The organism is Sandaracinaceae bacterium (genome assembly GCA_016706685.1).
GTDB lineage: Bacteria > Myxococcota_A > Polyangia > Polyangiales > Houyiibacteriaceae > JADJJE01.
Genome location: JADJJE010000008.1, coordinates 72,923 through 87,588, shown reverse-complemented (window position 1 = coordinate 87,588; position 14,666 = coordinate 72,923). Strand labels below are relative to the sequence as shown.

20 protein-coding genes and 2 pseudogenes are annotated in these 14,666 nt (G+C 68.7%); 8 read left to right on the top strand and 14 right to left on the bottom strand.

The window, feature by feature from the left end; genetic code table 11:
• Positions 1-64: 64 nt before the first annotated feature.
• The 3 genes from IPI43_11810 (at position 65) to IPI43_11800 (ending at position 1,622) form a co-directional block, all read left to right on the top strand.
• Entirely contained in the window at positions 65-280 is a 216-nt protein-coding gene (locus IPI43_11810) for a hypothetical protein (protein ID MBK7774802.1), read from the top strand.
• Positions 281-348: 68 nt separating this feature from the next.
• Positions 349-885 carry a hypothetical protein gene (locus IPI43_11805; GenBank protein MBK7774801.1) on the top strand — a complete coding sequence of 179 codons (537 nt, stop codon included), beginning with the start codon at positions 349-351 and terminating at the stop codon, positions 883-885.
• Positions 886-947: 62 nt separating this feature from the next.
• A complete protein-coding gene (locus tag IPI43_11800; GenBank protein ID MBK7774800.1) occupies positions 948-1,622 on the top strand; it encodes a hypothetical protein in 675 nt (224 codons plus the stop codon).
• 322 nt (positions 1,623-1,944) lie between these two features.
• On the opposite strand, the gene IPI43_11795 is transcribed toward IPI43_11800, so the two are convergent.
• The 6 genes and pseudogenes from IPI43_11795 to IPI43_11770 all read right to left on the bottom strand — a co-directional run bounded on the left by IPI43_11795 (position 1,945) and on the right by IPI43_11770 (position 5,224).
• A complete protein-coding gene (locus IPI43_11795; protein ID MBK7774799.1) occupies positions 1,945-2,214 on the bottom strand; it encodes a hypothetical protein in 270 nt (89 codons plus the stop codon).
• Positions 2,174-3,118, bottom strand: coding sequence for a hypothetical protein (locus tag IPI43_11790; GenBank protein ID MBK7774798.1), 945 nt, complete (start codon positions 3,116-3,118; stop codon positions 2,174-2,176). The genes IPI43_11795 and IPI43_11790 overlap by 41 nt, the downstream gene beginning before the upstream one ends.
• Positions 3,119-3,650: 532 nt before the next feature.
• Positions 3,651-3,956 (bottom strand): type II toxin-antitoxin system RelE/ParE family toxin, encoded by a 306-nt coding sequence (locus IPI43_11785; GenBank protein ID MBK7774797.1) that lies wholly within the window; start codon positions 3,954-3,956, stop codon positions 3,651-3,653.
• Complete coding sequence (locus IPI43_11780) at positions 3,953-4,189, bottom strand: type II toxin-antitoxin system ParD family antitoxin (GenBank protein MBK7774796.1); 237 nt, start codon at positions 4,187-4,189, stop codon at positions 3,953-3,955. Before IPI43_11780 ends, IPI43_11785 begins: the two co-directional genes overlap by 4 nt.
• A gap of 75 nt (positions 4,190-4,264) precedes the next feature.
• A pseudogene (locus tag IPI43_11775) lies at positions 4,265-4,728 on the bottom strand (GyrI-like domain-containing protein).
• Positions 4,729-4,747: 19 nt separating this feature from the next.
• Positions 4,748-5,224 carry an SRPBCC family protein gene (locus IPI43_11770; GenBank protein MBK7774795.1) on the bottom strand — a complete coding sequence of 159 codons (477 nt, stop codon included), beginning with the start codon at positions 5,222-5,224 and terminating at the stop codon, positions 4,748-4,750.
• 128 nt (positions 5,225-5,352) lie between these two features.
• Here IPI43_11770 and IPI43_11765 point away from each other — a divergent pair, with 128 nt between their 5' ends.
• Positions 5,353-5,619 carry a hypothetical protein gene (locus IPI43_11765; GenBank protein MBK7774794.1) on the top strand — a complete coding sequence of 89 codons (267 nt, stop codon included), beginning with the start codon at positions 5,353-5,355 and terminating at the stop codon, positions 5,617-5,619.
• A 97-nt stretch (positions 5,620-5,716) separates the two neighbouring features.
• On the opposite strand, the gene IPI43_11760 is transcribed toward IPI43_11765, so the two are convergent.
• The 5 genes and pseudogenes from IPI43_11760 to IPI43_11740 all read right to left on the bottom strand — a co-directional run bounded on the left by IPI43_11760 (position 5,717) and on the right by IPI43_11740 (position 10,449).
• Positions 5,717-6,955, bottom strand: coding sequence for an RNA polymerase sigma factor (locus IPI43_11760; protein ID MBK7774793.1), 1,239 nt, complete (start codon positions 6,953-6,955; stop codon positions 5,717-5,719).
• 1 nt (position 6,956) lies between these two features.
• Positions 6,957-7,343: a YciI family protein gene (locus IPI43_11755; protein MBK7774792.1), complete on the bottom strand. Its 387-nt coding sequence runs from the start codon at positions 7,341-7,343 to the stop codon at positions 6,957-6,959.
• Between the two features lie 93 nt (positions 7,344-7,436).
• Positions 7,437-7,706 carry a hypothetical protein gene (locus IPI43_11750; GenBank protein MBK7774791.1) on the bottom strand — a complete coding sequence of 90 codons (270 nt, stop codon included), beginning with the start codon at positions 7,704-7,706 and terminating at the stop codon, positions 7,437-7,439.
• A gap of 32 nt (positions 7,707-7,738) precedes the next feature.
• Positions 7,739-8,904: pseudogene (locus IPI43_11745) on the bottom strand (DUF1016 family protein).
• A gap of 192 nt (positions 8,905-9,096) precedes the next feature.
• Positions 9,097-10,449: a hypothetical protein gene (locus IPI43_11740; protein MBK7774790.1), complete on the bottom strand. Its 1,353-nt coding sequence runs from the start codon at positions 10,447-10,449 to the stop codon at positions 9,097-9,099.
• A gap of 260 nt (positions 10,450-10,709) precedes the next feature.
• On the opposite strand from IPI43_11740, the gene IPI43_11735 reads away from it, so the two are divergent.
• The 3 genes from IPI43_11735 to IPI43_11725 are packed head-to-tail and all read left to right on the top strand — an operon-like array spanning position 10,710 to position 12,327.
• The gene (locus IPI43_11735; GenBank protein MBK7774789.1) at positions 10,710-11,576 is read left to right on the top strand and encodes a TIGR02147 family protein; all 867 of its coding nucleotides are present in this window, start codon (positions 10,710-10,712) and stop codon (positions 11,574-11,576) included.
• Positions 11,573-12,070: a hypothetical protein gene (locus IPI43_11730; protein ID MBK7774788.1), complete on the top strand. Its 498-nt coding sequence runs from the start codon at positions 11,573-11,575 to the stop codon at positions 12,068-12,070. The genes IPI43_11735 and IPI43_11730 overlap by 4 nt, the downstream gene beginning before the upstream one ends.
• Entirely contained in the window at positions 12,067-12,327 is a 261-nt protein-coding gene (locus IPI43_11725) for a hypothetical protein (GenBank protein ID MBK7774787.1), read from the top strand. The genes IPI43_11730 and IPI43_11725 overlap by 4 nt, the downstream gene beginning before the upstream one ends.
• Here the strand turns inward: IPI43_11725 and IPI43_11720 are convergent.
• The 3 genes from IPI43_11720 to IPI43_11710 all read right to left on the bottom strand — a co-directional run bounded on the left by IPI43_11720 (position 12,324) and on the right by IPI43_11710 (position 14,088).
• Positions 12,324-12,911, bottom strand: a complete 588-nt coding sequence (locus IPI43_11720) for a hypothetical protein (protein MBK7774786.1) — start codon at positions 12,909-12,911, stop codon at positions 12,324-12,326. The two genes, IPI43_11725 and IPI43_11720, sit on opposite strands and share 4 nt — an antisense overlap.
• A gap of 303 nt (positions 12,912-13,214) precedes the next feature.
• Positions 13,215-13,526, bottom strand: coding sequence for a hypothetical protein (locus IPI43_11715; protein MBK7774785.1), 312 nt, complete (start codon positions 13,524-13,526; stop codon positions 13,215-13,217).
• A complete protein-coding gene (locus IPI43_11710; GenBank protein ID MBK7774784.1) occupies positions 13,492-14,088 on the bottom strand; it encodes a hypothetical protein in 597 nt (198 codons plus the stop codon). The genes IPI43_11715 and IPI43_11710 overlap by 35 nt, the downstream gene beginning before the upstream one ends.
• 29 nt (positions 14,089-14,117) lie before the next feature.
• Here IPI43_11710 and IPI43_11705 point away from each other — a divergent pair, with 29 nt between their 5' ends.
• A complete protein-coding gene (locus IPI43_11705; GenBank protein MBK7774783.1) occupies positions 14,118-14,660 on the top strand; it encodes an SRPBCC family protein in 543 nt (180 codons plus the stop codon).
• The last annotated feature ends 6 nt before the right edge of the window (positions 14,661-14,666 follow it).

Below are 14,666 nucleotides of genomic sequence, written 5' to 3'. Positions count from 1 at the left end.
GGTGAGATGGGCCGCGCGCAAGACCGTGGGCATGGCCCCATGGGCCGTCCGAAGCTGGCTCACGATGCGCCGCCCCATCTTCGTGGGCACGCCCTCCATGAGGGCCTCGGGCGTGGGCGTGGGCGCTGCGCCGGGGCTCGGCGTGGCCGCCGGCTGGGCCACACCCCAGCCCACGGCCGAGAGCATACTCAACGTACCAGCGCAGAGAACGAGGCGCGACGCGTGCCTGACGGGACAAGTGGACCTCCTACGACTCGGGATGCAGTCCAGCCCTGGATAGCACAATGGACGAACGAATTAAGGTGCCAATAAGGGAGCTCCACGCCACGCGCGGTCTAGCTTTCCGCCATGCAAGCGCACGACGCCGCGATCGCCGCCATGGCCGCCCCGCACCTCCGTCCGGGTGAGGCCGTCACCAGCACCGCCTACGTGGAGCGCCAGGTCCCCGCGCTGGTGCGGACGTTGCGCTTCATCCGCTTCGCGTACCTCGAAGACTTTCAGGTGGCCGTGACCAACGAACGCCTGCTGCTGTTCACGCGCGGTGGCCGGCTCTTTGGTCGAAAGGCGGGCTCACCGGCCGCCATCGAGCATGCTGACCTGGTGAAGGCGGAGACGTTCCAGGCGTTCGCGCTCGGATCCATCGGGATGCGCCTGACACTCGCCAACGGGCTCGTGTACGAGTTCCTGGTGCCCAAGAAGCTCGCGGGGTACGAGGGCCAGGAGGCGTTCGTCGCGGGATACACCCCGTGGCTGACGCAGGGGATTGCGGCGCAGGGCTTCCCCGCGCGGGGGACCGACTTCCCGCGGCTCCCCGGGCTGGACATGCCAGCCATGCTGGCCCACTGGGCGCTCGCGGTGGCAGCCACTGGCTTCGCGGTCGGCTGAACCTGACCGGTGTCCTGGCGTTCTTCGCCAACGGCTACATCGTCAACGGGCTCTTTGCCTTGATGGTGTCAGCCCTGAGCGGGGCGCTGGGGGCCTTTGCCATCGACAGGATCCGGTCCCGGGCGGCGCGCCTGCGCGGCGAGACGCCTGTGCCGCTGCTCACGCTGGCCAAGACACATCGCACGAAGCTCGTGGTGGCCGGCGCCGTGCTCACGGCGCTGGTGGTCGTGGGCAGCATCGTCTCGCTCGTGTCCGAGCACATGACCGAGCAGGAGGAAGCCGACCGTCAGGCCGAGAACGACGCCAACATGGCCAGCGCGGTCGCCGCCGTGGCGCAACAGCAAGCCGAAGCAGCGGTACAGCCGGCCATCGACCAGTGGCCGCCCACGATCCCCCCGTTGACCGATCCGCCCCTCGCGGCGGCCCCCAGCGCCCTTGCCGTGAGCGCTCGCTTCGTGGGCTATGGCTTCGTGCCCAGGGAGCAGCGACCGCAGGACCCGCTGGTGGACTGGTCGTTCGTCGCGACGGGCCAGCGCGGACAGACGGTGACGGTCACGGTGGAGAGCACCGGGCCCGGCATCAACGTCTCGCGCGTCCAGGGCAGCGTGGTGGCGTTGGCCGTGCGCGGCCCTGGGACCGCGGTGAGGGAGCGCATCCTCGCGCAGCTGCAGGGCCAGCTGCCCCGCAGGGAGAGGCGCTGGGCGGGGCGCTGCGCGCCGCTGGAATCCAGAACGTGACGGTCGCTGGCGCCTCCGCGCAAGGCACGGACGCCAGCGGCAACGAGTTCCGTCGTCGCGCGGGCCCTGGCGCGGACCGACAGCTCGAGGCGCGGGATCTATTGCGTCACCGGTCCCACGGCGAGCGTGTGCGCCGCGACCGAGATCACGGAGTCCAACTACACCCTCACCGGCACCACCACGTTCGACGACATACGTCGTGACTGGTCCACGTGGGCCGCCCGCGCCGCCGCCGCCGTGACGCCAGGACGCCGGTGCCCTCAGGGCACCAGCTCGAGGGTGGTCACGCTGCGCGCGGGGAGCATGACCGTCAGCGCGTTGGTCAGGAGAGCGTCACGGTTCCATCGGCGGCCGGGGACGGGGACGCCGCGGTGAGTCGGAAGACGCGCGCCGAGCTGAACTGCCGCGTGTGGGCGATGCGGATGCCGGCCGAGAGCGCCTGGCTGCTGCGGTTGATGGCCACCACCACCATGCGGCCCGAGGTGGCCGCGTCCACGCTGGCATACACGGACACGCGCGCGACGTCGGACGTGGTCGCCGAGATGGAGGTGTCACCGAAGCGCGAGCCCGCACCGTCGAAGTCGCGGAACATCTCGAACGCGCCGTCCACGAAGGCGCGCTCGGCGGAGAGCTGCCACCACATGGCCGCGAACACGCGCTCGCGTCCGAAGATGCCCAGCACGTCGGCCTGCGCCACGCCGCCCGAGATGTGCCCGGCCGCGCCGTAGTTGTACTCGGTGATGGCGATGCCCGTGCCAGGGTAGTGCGCGTCGATCTTGTCCTGTAGCCGCGGGATCAAGCGGATGGCGCCGTCGCTGCAGCAGCCCGTGATCCAGCTGGTCTCCGTGTACGCTCGCGTCCCACAGCGATCGTGGGGCCTGCATGCGCGCGGTCGCCATGGCATCGCCCGTCCGTCGCCGGTGATGCGCACGCCCCCGCCCCTGCGCCTCGGGGTACCAGTGCACGTCCAGCACATCCACCAGGCGGCGCCGTGCGGTGTCTTCGGCGTCGCTCATCGCGTCCAGGTAGAAGTCGATGAAGTCGCGCCCCATGGCGTCGGACGCGGCCTGCAGGTTCATGAAGCCGGCGTAGCCGTAGTTCACGGGGCCGAAGACCACGGCAGCTGGCACCACACTGGTGATGGCCGTGGCGTGCTCCACGTTGCGCGTGACCAGCTCGGCGTAGGTGACCGCGGTGGGGTGGATCTCGGAGTGCGTGCTGGACCAGAGGTCGGGCTCGTTATCGAGCGAGAAGAACACCGTGCCGCTGGGCATGAGCGTGCGCCGCACCCCGTCCACGAACTCGTCGGTGTAGACGGTGCCGTCGCTCAGGCTGGGCGCGCCCCTGAGCGTGCCCCGAGTGGCCTCTGGTGGCAGGAAGCGTGTGCCACGCCCGCTGCCGTCGCTGGGCGTGGGCCCCGTGGTGTCGGCCGACACCCAGCCCGCGATGGGCACGGTGAGCAGCGCGCCGAGGTCCGCGTCGTGCAGGTCGCCCACGGCCCAGCGACAGCGCCTCCGGGAGCCGAGCCGCCGCCGAGGTAGGTGTCGTTCTGGTACAGGTAGTCGGAGCCCGCGTTGGACGCGTTGGTCTCCAGTTGTAGGCCGTCCAGCGGTTGCCCCCGATGCGGCCCATGGAGACGCCGTGCGTGTCGCCATCGTCCACCTGGTTGGACCCGTAGATCCATGGGCTGATCGCGTGGCGGTCGCTGGCCGACGCGATCTCGAAGCGCACGTCGGCCGCGCCGGGGTCATCGGGGGTGATTTGCTCCTCGGGCCCCAAGTCGACGACGGCCTGGTCGACGGCCTGGTCCATGCGCGTGCCGGTGTCCGCCGAGCTGCCACCATCATCCGGCGTGCCGTCGCCACCGCCTCCGCAGCCGATCACGAAGCACAGCGCGTGCGCGGTGAGCACAGGCACGACCAGGAGCGCGACGCGGGACATGCATGATCCCTATCCTGTCGACGGGTCGCACCGCAAGCCCAAGGGCCACGCCACGACTTCATCGCCCACTGCAGTCCACAACAAGCCCTACAAATGCTTCGTGGGCAGCTGGCGATCGTGAAGCACATGCACGATCTCGAAGCCGTCCTCGACCTCTCGGAAGTAGATCACGTGGCGCTCGCAGCGCAGTGTCCGTAGCTCGGGTATGCCTGGGACCGGGCGGGCGAGGGTGGCGTGGAGCGGAACCACGCGCTCGCACGCGTCTTGGAGGAGAGCGATGTAGCGGTCCCGTTGGGCATGGCCCCACTCGACTGCTGTGTACATGGCGATGGCGTCGAGCGCTTCCTCGGCAACTTTCGAGTAGTGAACGACGGCCTTCCGTCGGCGCGTCACTTGATGCCGTGCTTCGCGCGCAGTCGTTCGAACACCCCGGGCTTGGCACGGCCACTGGCGCTCGCGCGGTCGAGCTCGCGCAGCAGCGCCCGCTCCTTTTCGTCTTCCTTCTCGAACGTCCTGAGAGCGTCGCGGATGACCTCGCTGGCGCTCGCGTATTCGCCGCTCGCCACCTTGCTCTGCACGAACTGCTCGAAGTGGTCACCGAGGATCAGGCTCGTTGTCTTGGCCATGCTCACATCATACTAGAATCTAGTATGCTGTGAAAGCCCACCATCACACGTTGCCGAGGGGGCTGCGGCTGGACGTCACACGAGCGGCTGGATCAGCTCCGTGCGGTACTCCGCCGGGTCCTGCGTGCTCTCGGGGCCCACCAGGTAGCGCTCGTACAGGTCGCTGCGGCCCGTGTGGCCCTCGCGCTCGAGCCAGGCCTTGAACTCGGGCCAGGCTTCGCCGAGCCCTTCATACGGGCCGCTGTAGATCACGCGCGCCACGCGCGTAGCCGGCCACTCGCTAGCGGAACACGCGCCCCACCGGCGTGATGGGCTGGTCGATGGGCACGCACGCGTCGAACTCGAAGAGCGTGGGGCTCGATGCGGTGGTGGTGCGTGAACCATGGCCCCGTGGGCGTGCGCTGCTGCGCCATGACGGCGCCGTAGACCTCGCTGATGGCGGGGCCCATGACGTGCTGGATCTGGTCGCGCGCCACGGTGACGTGCACGCACGCGGTGATCAGCGGGGTGGTCTCGAGGATGACGGGGGTGTCGAGCATGGCTGCGTTCCTCCTTGCTTCAGAGCGTCTTGGCGAGCGCGACCAGCTGGTCGGCGCAGATGCCCCAGCCCGTGTGGAAGCCCATCTGCTCGTGCTGCTCGGCGGCCTCCTTGGTCCAGTGGCGGGCGCGTGCGATGTAGCGCGTCTTGCCGTCCTCCGGCGTGAACGTCAGCACGATCACCATGAACGCGGCGGCCGTGGGCATCCAGCCCGCGCGGAACGCGTCGGTGATCACCAGCTTCTGGTTGGGCACCACCTCGAGGTAGATGCCCTCGTTGGGCATGTCCTCGCCCTCGGGGCTGCGCATGGTGATGCGGTTGGCGCCGCCGGCGCGCACGTCCAGCTCGGCGTGCGGGGTGGTCCATGGCAGCGGCGCGAACCACTGCGTGAGCAGGGCCGGCTCGGTCCAGCAGCGATAGAGCTTCTCGGCGGGCACGTCGACGAGGCGGGTGAGCACGAGCTCGCGCTCGTCCATGGGAGTGATCTCGGTGGTCATGACGGTGTCTCTCGGTGATGTGGTGAGCGGAAGGGTGGTGGCGGGAGCTCAGCCCGGGATGGCGGCTGGGTCCATCCACATGAACTCCCAGGTGTGTCCGTCCAGGTCTTCGACCGTGCGGTAGTGGCATGAAGCCCATGTCGGTGGTGGGGCGCGGCTCCTTGCCGCCGTGGGTCAGGGCGGCGCCAGCCACGCGGTCCACCTCTTCCTTGCTGTCGCAGGACAGGCAGTTCAGCACCTCGATGTGCTGCTTGGGGTCCAAGATGGCGCGCTCCGTGAACGACGTGAACTTCGCGTGCGTGAGCAGCATGGCGAAGATGTCTTCGGAGATGACCACGCACGCGGCGGTGTCGTCGCAGAAGTGCTCGTTGAAGGTGAAGCCCAGCGCGGCATAGAACCCACGCGACGCAGGCAGGTCTCTGACGGGCAGGTTGACGAAGATCTTGCGGGACATGACGGATTCTCCAGTTCTCGGGGCTCGGGGTCAGAGGGTCAGCGCAGGCGGTCGAGGTGCATGCGGATGTGGGCGGCCTCGGCGGCCGTGGTGGCAAGCGCGATGGCGCGGTCGAACGCCGCGCGGGCTTCCTGCGGGCGGCCCAGCTGCAGAGACAGACCGCCGCGCAGGCCGTGGAAGTGGAAGTAGCCGGCCAGCCGCTCGCCCAGTGGCTCCACCATGGCGAGCGCGGGCTCGGGGCCACGCACTTTGGACACGGCCACCGCGCGGTTGAGCGTGACCACGGGCGACGGCGTCAGGCGCTCGAGCGTGCCGTACAAGAGGTCGATCTGCGCCCAGTCGGTGTCGGCCGGGGTGCTGGCGCGCGCGTGCAGCGCGGCGATGGCGGCCTGCACCTGGTAGGCACCGGGCGCGCGGTGGCGCATGGCCTTGTCGATGAGCGCGAGGCCCTCGTGGATGAGGCGCGTGTTCCAGCGCGAGCGGTCCTGGTCGTCCAGCAGGATGGCCTCGCCCGCAGCGCCGAAGCGCGCAGCGGCGCGGGAGTGCTGCAGCAGCATCAGCGCCAGGAGCCCCATCAGCTCGGGCTCGGCCGGGAACATGCGCAGCAAGAGGCGCATCAGCCGGATGGCCTCGTCGGCCAGCGGCGCGCGCTCGGGCTCGGCGGCGGCGCTGTAGCCCTCGTTGAACACCAGCTGCAGCATGGCGGCCACGGCGCCCAGGCGCTCGGCGCGCTCGGCTGGCGTGGGGTTGCCGAAGGGCACGCCCGCAGCGGCCACCTTGCCTTTGGCGCGCGTGATGCGCTGCTCCATGGCGGCCTCGGTCACCACGAAGGCGCGCGCGATCTGCGGCACGCTCAGCCCCGACACGATGCGCAGCGCGAGCGCGATCTGCTGCGTGGACGGCAGCTCGGGGTGGCAGCAGATGAACAGCAGCCGCAGCACGTCGTCGCGGTAGTGGCTGTCGTCCAGGCGCTCCACCAGCTCGGCCTCGGTGTCCGTGGGCAGCCCGTGCACGCGCTCGGGCGGGGCCTCGCACAGGGGCGTCTGCCGGGCGCTGCGGCGGACGCTGTCGAGCGCGGCGTTGCGGCCCACCATGATGAGCCAGCCGGCCGGGTCACGCGGCGGTCCGTTCTCGGGCCACACCTTGAGCGCCCGCAGGCACGCCTCCTGGTAGGCCTCTTCCGCGAGGTCGAGGTCGCGGAAGTAGCGCAGCAGGGCCGCCACGGCGCGCGGTCGCGCGGCACCGAGGGCGCTCTGCATGTACCCGAGGTCGCTCACGTCAGGTTCCGGTGCCTTGCGCGCTGCTGACGGGCGAGCCCGGCAGATACAGCCCCACCGGGCGAAGCTCGTAGGCGCCGCCCGGGTTGGCCTCGGTCAGCTCGCGCGCGAACTGCAGCCCCTCTTCGAGGCTCGCCACGTCCACGATGTAGAAGCCCAGCAGCTGCTCCTTGGTCTCGGCATACGGCCCGTCCAGCACCAGGCCATCGGCCTTGCGCAGCGTGGTGGCTGCCGTGGTGGGCAGCAGGCGAATGGCCGGCTTCAGCTTCCCGGCGCGCTCCCAGCGCTCGTGCACCACCCCGAGGCGCGCCATCACGGCGTCGTCCTCCTCCTTGGTCCAGGCACAGACGACGTCTTCAGGATTGCAGCAAAGCAGGGCGTAAAGCATCGGTCAGGGGCTCCCTTCGTCCGGGGGGTGTAGCGAGGACGAACGAGGCTAGCCGCTGCCGACATGGGCGGTGGTTTTTTCCGAGGCGTGTCTTTACCCGTCCTCGTCCTCGGCGTTCCGCTCAGGAAGCTCTTTCACGAACACGCAGCGCGGCCACAGAGGGTCGGTGTCGACGCGCCAGGTGAGGTGCACCACGCAGCGCCGACCGTCCTCCACCTCGAAGGCTACGTCGTCACAGTCGAAGCGCCGAGCGATCGCTCGCACCCTCAGCGTCTTCAACACGTGCCCGGTCGGTAGCTCACGCGCCAGCTCGCGCTCGAGGGTCGCTGCTTCGGTACCGCTGACCGGGCTCCATCCAGACATGCCCGACTCCTACACCAGAACCCCTGAGTTGGTCACCTGTCTCTACGTGTCACAATCCGGTTCCGAGCGGCTTCGATCGCGCGGTGCAGACGTTCCTCGAGCACTTTGCGAGGAGGCAGCTCGGTCACGTACGTCAGCGACGTGGATGCCCCGTGCGTCGAGATCCAGATACTCGACTGTTTCGCGCTTCTTGCCTGCGCAAAGGATGATTCCGAGCGGGGGCTGCTCGGAAAGGCTGGCGCTCGTGGCGATCGAGCCAGCTCAGGTACAGCTGCATCTGACCGGAGTCTGCGGGTTTGAAGTCACCGATCTTGAGCTCGACGGCTACGAGGCGCCGCATCCGTCGATGAAAGAACAAGAGGTCGAGGTAGTAGTCGTCGCCATCGAGCGTGATGCGCTTCTGCCTAGCAACGAACGCGAAGCCCGTGCCGAGCTCGAGGAGGAAATGCTCCATCTCTCGGAGGATCGCGGTCTCGAGGTCCTTCTCGCTGTACGCGTCGGCAAGTTCGAGGAAGTCGAGCACGTACGGATCGCGGAATACGAGCGCGGGGGAGAGCTCGCTCTTGTCCTGAAGGGCGGCCAGCTCCTTGCGGACGAGCGCGTCCGGCTTCTTCGACAGAGCGGTGCGTTCGAAGAGCATGCCGTCGATGCGCTCGGTGAGGGCGCGTCTGGACCACCCCTCGACCCGGCACATCTCGGCGTAGAAGGTGCGCTTCAGCTCATCGTCGATGTAGCTGGAGCTGCAGAAATGCGTCACGACAATTGTCTCCGCAGTGCGGAGACAATCTCCGTCCGGGAAAGCCTGCGCGAAACGGATCATGTGTCGCAGGCTCTTCTCGCCGAAGCCGCGCCCGTAGTCCGCCTCCAATTGTCTCCCCACTGCGGAGACAATCACCTCCCCGTACGCCGCGCGGCGTTCGTCGAGCACCTCAGTGCGTACACGCCGACCGATCTGCCAGTAGAGTCCTGTCAGGGTCGCGTTCGTCGTGACCGCAACCTGTCGACGCGCCACGTCGATCACTGCTCCGACGTCACGCACGAGCGTCGCGACGGTGGCCTCGTCCTCGGGGAGCGCTGCGGGAGTAGCCTTCTTGATGGCGTCCCCACGTGATCGCCGGGGCAGGGAAACCCCGTCCGCCTTGGTCCTGGGCTTCTGGGACGTGGGAGGTGGACGCTGAGCGTGCTTGCGCGGAGTCATGCCAGCCCGTTGTCGGCGGCTCTACGCGATTCTTGCGTGCTGCCGCCCCAGCACCACCGGCAACCCGCGCGGACCGCGTCGAGGACCGCCGCGTGTTCGTTTGGCATCCCCCGTTCTGCACAGCTGACGAGAAGACCGCGGCCGGATGGCTCCGACCGCGGTCTTCGATTCACTTAGAGCGACCCACTGCGCTCAGGGGCAGGAGTTGCCTTCCACGCACACGGCTTCGTTCGTGTTCGGGTACGTGCAGCACTGGTCCGCGTCGCCCACGCAGGTCACGGGACAGGGGCAGGCGTTGCACGCGAGGGCCGGCTGGAACTGGCGGCAGTTGCCACCGACGCATAGCTCATCATTGTCACAGCTGTCTCCGCACCCGCCGCAGTTGAGCGGGTCCGTGTCGGTGTCCACGCACGCGTCGTTGCACTCGTCGAGGTTGTTGGGGCAGTTCACGACGCAGACGCCGGCCGAGCAGCGCGGGGTCCCTCCGCCGCAGGTCACGTCGCCCACGCCGCAGTGGTTCGGGTCGGAGCTGGTGTCCACGCAGTTGCCGCCGAGCAGCGTCAGACCGGGGCGACACACGCAGTCACCCGCCACACAGTACTGGTCGGCGTTGCACTGGTTCCCCGTCTGTCCGCAGTTGTCCACGTCGGCGCTGAGGTCCAGGCAGTTCCGCCCGCTCGCGACCAGCGGCGCCGGGCAGGAGCAGACGCCGGAGGTGCAGCCGCCGACGGGGTCGCAGTCGTTGCCACAACCGCCGCAGTGCTCGGGGTTGTTGGCGAGGTTCACACAGGAGTTGCCGCACGCGACCTCGGAGCCGGGGCAGGCACACACGCCCGAGGTGCACGTGGCACGGGCCGGGCAGCTGTCGCCGCACGCCCCGCAGTTGGCTTCGTCGCTCGAGACGTCGACGCAGGCCCCGTCGCACACGATCTGACCCGCGGGGCAGGTGCAGACGCCGGTCTCACAGGTCGCGCCGGTGGCGCAGGTGTTCGCGCAGGTGCCGCAGTTCAGCGGGTCGGCGTCGAGGCCCGTGGTGCAGCCGCCGCCGCAGTCGGTGCGATCCGGCGGGCAGTCGCAGGTGCCGGACGGGCAGATGGCGCCCGGACCGCAGTCGTTGTCGCAGGATCCACAGTGCTGCGGATCGGACGACGTGTCGAAGCAGCCGTTCGGGCAAGTGACGCCCGGCGCGGGACACGCACAGCTGCCCGAGATGCAGAGCTCACCGGGGTCGCAGTTGTCGCCGCAGCCGCCGCAGTGATCCACGTCCGACGACACGTCCACGCAGTCCATCCCGCACGTCACCAGGCCCGCCGCGCAGGCACAGACCCCGTCGGTGCAAGACTGTCCGTTGCCGCACGCCCGATCACAGCGACCGCAGTTCATGTCGTCGGTGGCCAGCACGGCGCAGCCGGAGCCGCACATCACCTCGGTGGCCGAGCAGGGGGCCACGGCTCCGTCTGGGAGCAGGCCGTCATTGGGGGAGCTGCAGCCGCCCTCCCAGCCCAGGGCGAGCACGCCAGCAAGAAATAGGGGTGTGGTCTTCATAGTGATGATCTCCGATGGATAAGGGCGCAAAGAACGTGTGGCCGCGTCGATGCGCGGGTCGTTCCAGTCTGCCCAGACGGCGCTCGGGCCCACCACTTGGCGGCAGCGATTCTGTATCCTCGGGAATACAGCGGACCTCGCCGAATACGAGAAGACCTCATCGAATGAAGGCGTCTGGAGCCACAGCGTATCCTCGAGAATACGAATACTGCAGTTCCGGATGGGGTTCGGGCCTAGCCGCTGATAGCTTACGGGGATTCATGGACCGCCCCAGCGACGCCGACGTGGAAGCCGAGATCGACGTGTTCGACTACCTCGACTTCCGGGCGTTTCTCCGTGACTTCTACGTGCACGAGAAGGCGACGAAGAAGGGATTCTCGTTCCGCGCGTTCAGTCGTCGCGCTGGGCTCAGCTCTCCGAATCATCTCAAGCGCGTGATGGAGGGTGACCGCAACCTCGCGCTCGAGACGGCCAGGAAGTTCGCGAAGGCCTGTCGCCTGACGGGCGACGCCGCGCACTACTTCGAGGAGCTGGTGCGCCTCGAGCAGGCCACAACGGTCAAGGAGCGCCAGGAAGTGCACGGGGCGCTCTCGGGCTTTCGGGGGTATCGCCAGGCGCAGCAGCTGGACATGGCCCACGCTGCCTATCACGCGCAGTGGTACGTCCCCGCCATCCGAGAGCTGGCAGGGCGTGCGGACTTCGACGGCAGCGCGAAGTGGCTGGCGGAGCGCCTGTGGCCGAAGATCTCCCTCGCGGAGGCCAACCGCGCGCTCCACACGCTGAAGGAGCTGGGGCTGCTCGTCACCGACGCCGACGGCCGACTGGTTCAGGCCAGCGACGTGGTCACCACCGGGCCCGAGCTGCCTGCGGTGCACATCGCCAACTACCACCTGATGATGCTCGAGCGCGCTGCCGCCAGCATCGACTTGATCCCGTCGAGCGAGCGCGACATCTCGAGCGTGACGCTGTTGCTGTCCGAGGGCGGGGTGGCACGCATCAAGGCCCGCATCCAGCGCTTCCGGCGGGAGCTCCTCGAGCTGGCGGTGGCCGAGTCTGCGGGCACCCAGGTCGTCCAGGTCGGTTTCCAGCTCTTTCCCCTCTCATTGCCCCCGGACCGCGAACCATGACCTTCCGACTCGCGAGAGCTCCGTCTGCCGCGCTCGCCACGCTGATCACCTTGGGTTGCACCGGTGGCTCCGAGACGGGCAACCCGGTCGAGCCCAGCCAGATGGGTCTCTCCGTGCACACCTCGGACCCCGGTACGGCGGACTTCCGCACCGGCACGAACGGCATCTTCATCGAAGAAGCGTGGCTCGGCGTGAGTGACATCAGCCTGGTGCGGTTGGACACGCCAGACGAGGAAGAGTCCGATGTCGAGATCGAGGGCTTGGTCGTGGTGGACCTCACGGACCCGAGCTCTAGCCGCCTCGAGTTCGCGCTCGATCCCGCCGAATACACGGGCTTGCGGGCCGATCTCTCGCAGGCCGAGCTGCCGCTGCCCGTGGGCGCACCGGCCGAGCTGGAGGACAGCTCCGTGGTGATCACCGGCCTGACCCCGCGGGGCGTCGCTTCACGTTGGTGCTCCAACAGGAGGTCGAGCTCGAGGCCACCAGCCCGATGACCAGCTTCCTCATCAGCGCTCCCATGAGCCAATTCGTGCTCAGCTTCGATGTGGCGCGCTGGTTCGGCGACCTCGATCTCGACGAACTCGAGGTGGGCCCGGACGACAGCATCCGCATCGACGCGCTGTCGAACCCGGAGGCCCTCGAGGCGTTCGAGGCGAACATGCTCCGCGCCCTCGAGCTGGGCGCCGACCGAAACGGAAACGGGACGCTCGACACGGGCGAGGAGCGCTTGGCGCTCGGCGAGGTTCCCTAGCGCGAGCTCGCGCGGCACCGGCCTCGCGTGCGCGGCCCGTGCGCTGCAGCGCTACAACCCCAGCACCACCGGCGACCCCCCGTGTCGTTCGTGGGCGTGGCGATCACCGTCACGCGGGCTGACCGCGACAGCTGCGTGAAGCTCTCCAGCATCTCGTGCTGCACGTAGAGCGGGGTGAGCGTCTCGTTGACGATGCGCTGAGCCGCAGCGCGGCCACGTGCGTTGGTGACCACGATCTGCGCCTCTTGCTCGGCGATCTGGCGCTCGCGGGCCATGCGCTCGAGGTCCTGCTCGGCGGCCAGCTTGCGCTGGATCTCGGCGTTGATCTCGTCGGGGTAGGCGATGTTGCCGATGGAGATGGACTCGAACTCGATGGGCGAGTCGGCGTACTCCTCGCGCAGGCGCTGCAGGATGGCCACGCTGATCTCCTGCGTCTTGGTCTGGATGTCGTAGGCCTCGTACTCGTGCACGATGTCGCGCACCGCGCTCCGGTAGGGCTGACGGACCGCGCGCTCGTACCACTCGGGCCAGGTGGTGTTGGGCACCGTCTCGCCCGAGCCCATCTCCTCGATGAGTGTGCGCACGGCCGCGCCGCACGGCGATGCGCGTGGCACCGAAGCCCACCGTCAGGTTGTCGCGGCTCAGGATGTGGAACTCCTCGGTGTAGTTCTTGGCGCTCACGTCCACGTTGATGACGTAGAGTTGCCAGGCCACGCCGGTGGAGGTGGGGCCCACCTGGGTGCCCACGTAGCGCGCCTCCCCGAACACGAGTGGCTGGTGGTAGATGTAGCCCACGTGCCCCTCGGAGGTGGACTCGTTGGAGCAGCCGCCCAGCAGCCCCGAGAGGGCCGCGAGCACGCCGAGCGCGAAGCTGATGGAGGAGGACTTCATCGGGCTTCTCCTTGGTAGATGCGGGGCACGCCGGCACGGTCGCTGCGGGTGGGCATGACGATCACCACACGGGCGCGCGCCACACCGTCTTCGTCTTCGGTCTCGTCGGCCAGCGCTCGGTACAGGTCGGCCGCCTCGTGCTGCACGAAGAGCGGCGTGAGCGTCTCCTGCTCGATCTGCTGGGCCTCGGCCTCGCCGCGCGCGCGCACCTCGCGGATGGCGGCGTTGGACTCCGCGATCTGGCGCTCCACCTCGCGGCGCTGGCGGCGCTGCTCAGCGGCCAGGTTGGCCACCACGCGCTCGGTCACCGAGGACGGGTACTCGATGTTGCCGATGGACAGCGACATGAACTCGAAGGGCTTGTCGGCGTACTCCTCGCGCAAGCGGGCGAGGATGGCCTCTCCGATGGCCACGCTCGCGTCCTTGATGGCGAACGCGGCGTGCGTGCGCACCGACTCGCGTGGCGGTCACATACGGACGGCGCACGTTGGTGGCGAACCAGTCCGCACCGCTATAGCGCTCGATGACCTCGCGGGCGGTGCCTGGCCGCAGGCGGATGCGGGCGTGCACCTCGAACGTGACCTCCAGGTTGTCGAGGCTGAAGATCTGCATCTGCTCGGTGTAGGTGGCCACGCGCATGTCCAGGTTGATGACCTGCTGCGCCCAACGCCAGCCCGTGGAGGTGGGCCCGCGCTGCACCTCGATGAACTCGCGCTGCCCGATCACCAGCGGCTGGTGGAACACGTAGCCCTCGGAGCCGGCCGGCGTGTACGGGTTGCTGCCGCCGATGACGTGCGCGATGACCGTGGCGATCAGGGAGAAGAACACCACGCCGAACACCAGCGGCGCGCGAGAGGAGTCAGCAGACATGGGCCACCGTACCAGCTACCCTCGCGCGCATGTCGAAGAAGAAGATCGCTCTCGGGGTGCTGGGTGTCCTGGCCCTCGGTATTGCAGGGTTCTCTGCCTACGTCGCCACGCGGCCCACGAGCTACACCGTGGTGCGCAGTCAGGTGGTGAGTGGGACACCCGAGGTGGTGGCGCCCTACCTCACGGACCTGCGCCAGTGGATCCTCTGGAACCCGTGGGACGAGCTCGAGCCCACGTCGATCAAAGAGTACTCGGACCCGGCTTCGGGCGTGGGCGCCTGGTACACGTGGGCCGGCGAGGACGTGGGCTCGGGCCGCATGGAGATCACGGCGATCACCCCCACGCGCGTGGACTATGCGCTGCACTTCACGGCGCCCATGGACGACCACGCGGTGGTCTACATGGAGCTCGCGCCGCAGGGCGCAGACACACGCGTGACCTGGACCATCGAGGGCGAGCTCAGCTTCATGGGCCGCGCGATGGACGCCATCGTGGGCATGGACAGCATGCTGGGGGCCGACTTCGAGCGCGGCCTCGCCAAGCTGGAGCGGCTGCTCAGCTCGGCGCACTAGCAGGCT

Coding starts and splice junctions, on each gene's coding strand:
- IPI43_11810 (MBK7774802.1), top strand. CDS start 65: ATGCGCCGCCCCATCTTCGTGGGCACGCCCTCCATGAGGGCCTCGGGC.
- IPI43_11805 (MBK7774801.1), top strand. CDS start 349: ATGCAAGCGCACGACGCCGCGATCGCCGCCATGGCCGCCCCGCACCTC.
- IPI43_11800 (MBK7774800.1), top strand. CDS start 948: ATGGTGTCAGCCCTGAGCGGGGCGCTGGGGGCCTTTGCCATCGACAGG.
- IPI43_11795 (MBK7774799.1), bottom strand. CDS start 2,214: ATGTTCCGCGACTTCGACGGTGCGGGCTCGCGCTTCGGTGACACCTCC.
- IPI43_11780 (MBK7774796.1), bottom strand. CDS start 4,189: ATGGCCAAGACAACGAGCCTGATCCTCGGTGACCACTTCGAGCAGTTC.
- IPI43_11770 (MBK7774795.1), bottom strand. CDS start 5,224: ATGACCACCGAGATCACTCCCATGGACGAGCGCGAGCTCGTGCTCACC.
- IPI43_11765 (MBK7774794.1), top strand. CDS start 5,353: ATGAAGCCCATGTCGGTGGTGGGGCGCGGCTCCTTGCCGCCGTGGGTC.
- IPI43_11755 (MBK7774792.1), bottom strand. CDS start 7,343: ATGCTTTACGCCCTGCTTTGCTGCAATCCTGAAGACGTCGTCTGTGCC.
- IPI43_11750 (MBK7774791.1), bottom strand. CDS start 7,706: ATGTCTGGATGGAGCCCGGTCAGCGGTACCGAAGCAGCGACCCTCGAG.
- IPI43_11740 (MBK7774790.1), bottom strand. CDS start 10,449: ATGAAGACCACACCCCTATTTCTTGCTGGCGTGCTCGCCCTGGGCTGG.
- IPI43_11735 (MBK7774789.1), top strand. CDS start 10,710: ATGGACCGCCCCAGCGACGCCGACGTGGAAGCCGAGATCGACGTGTTC.
- IPI43_11730 (MBK7774788.1), top strand. CDS start 11,573: ATGACCTTCCGACTCGCGAGAGCTCCGTCTGCCGCGCTCGCCACGCTG.
- IPI43_11725 (MBK7774787.1), top strand. CDS start 12,067: ATGACCAGCTTCCTCATCAGCGCTCCCATGAGCCAATTCGTGCTCAGC.
- IPI43_11710 (MBK7774784.1), bottom strand. CDS start 14,088: ATGTCTGCTGACTCCTCTCGCGCGCCGCTGGTGTTCGGCGTGGTGTTC.
- IPI43_11705 (MBK7774783.1), top strand. CDS start 14,118: ATGTCGAAGAAGAAGATCGCTCTCGGGGTGCTGGGTGTCCTGGCCCTC.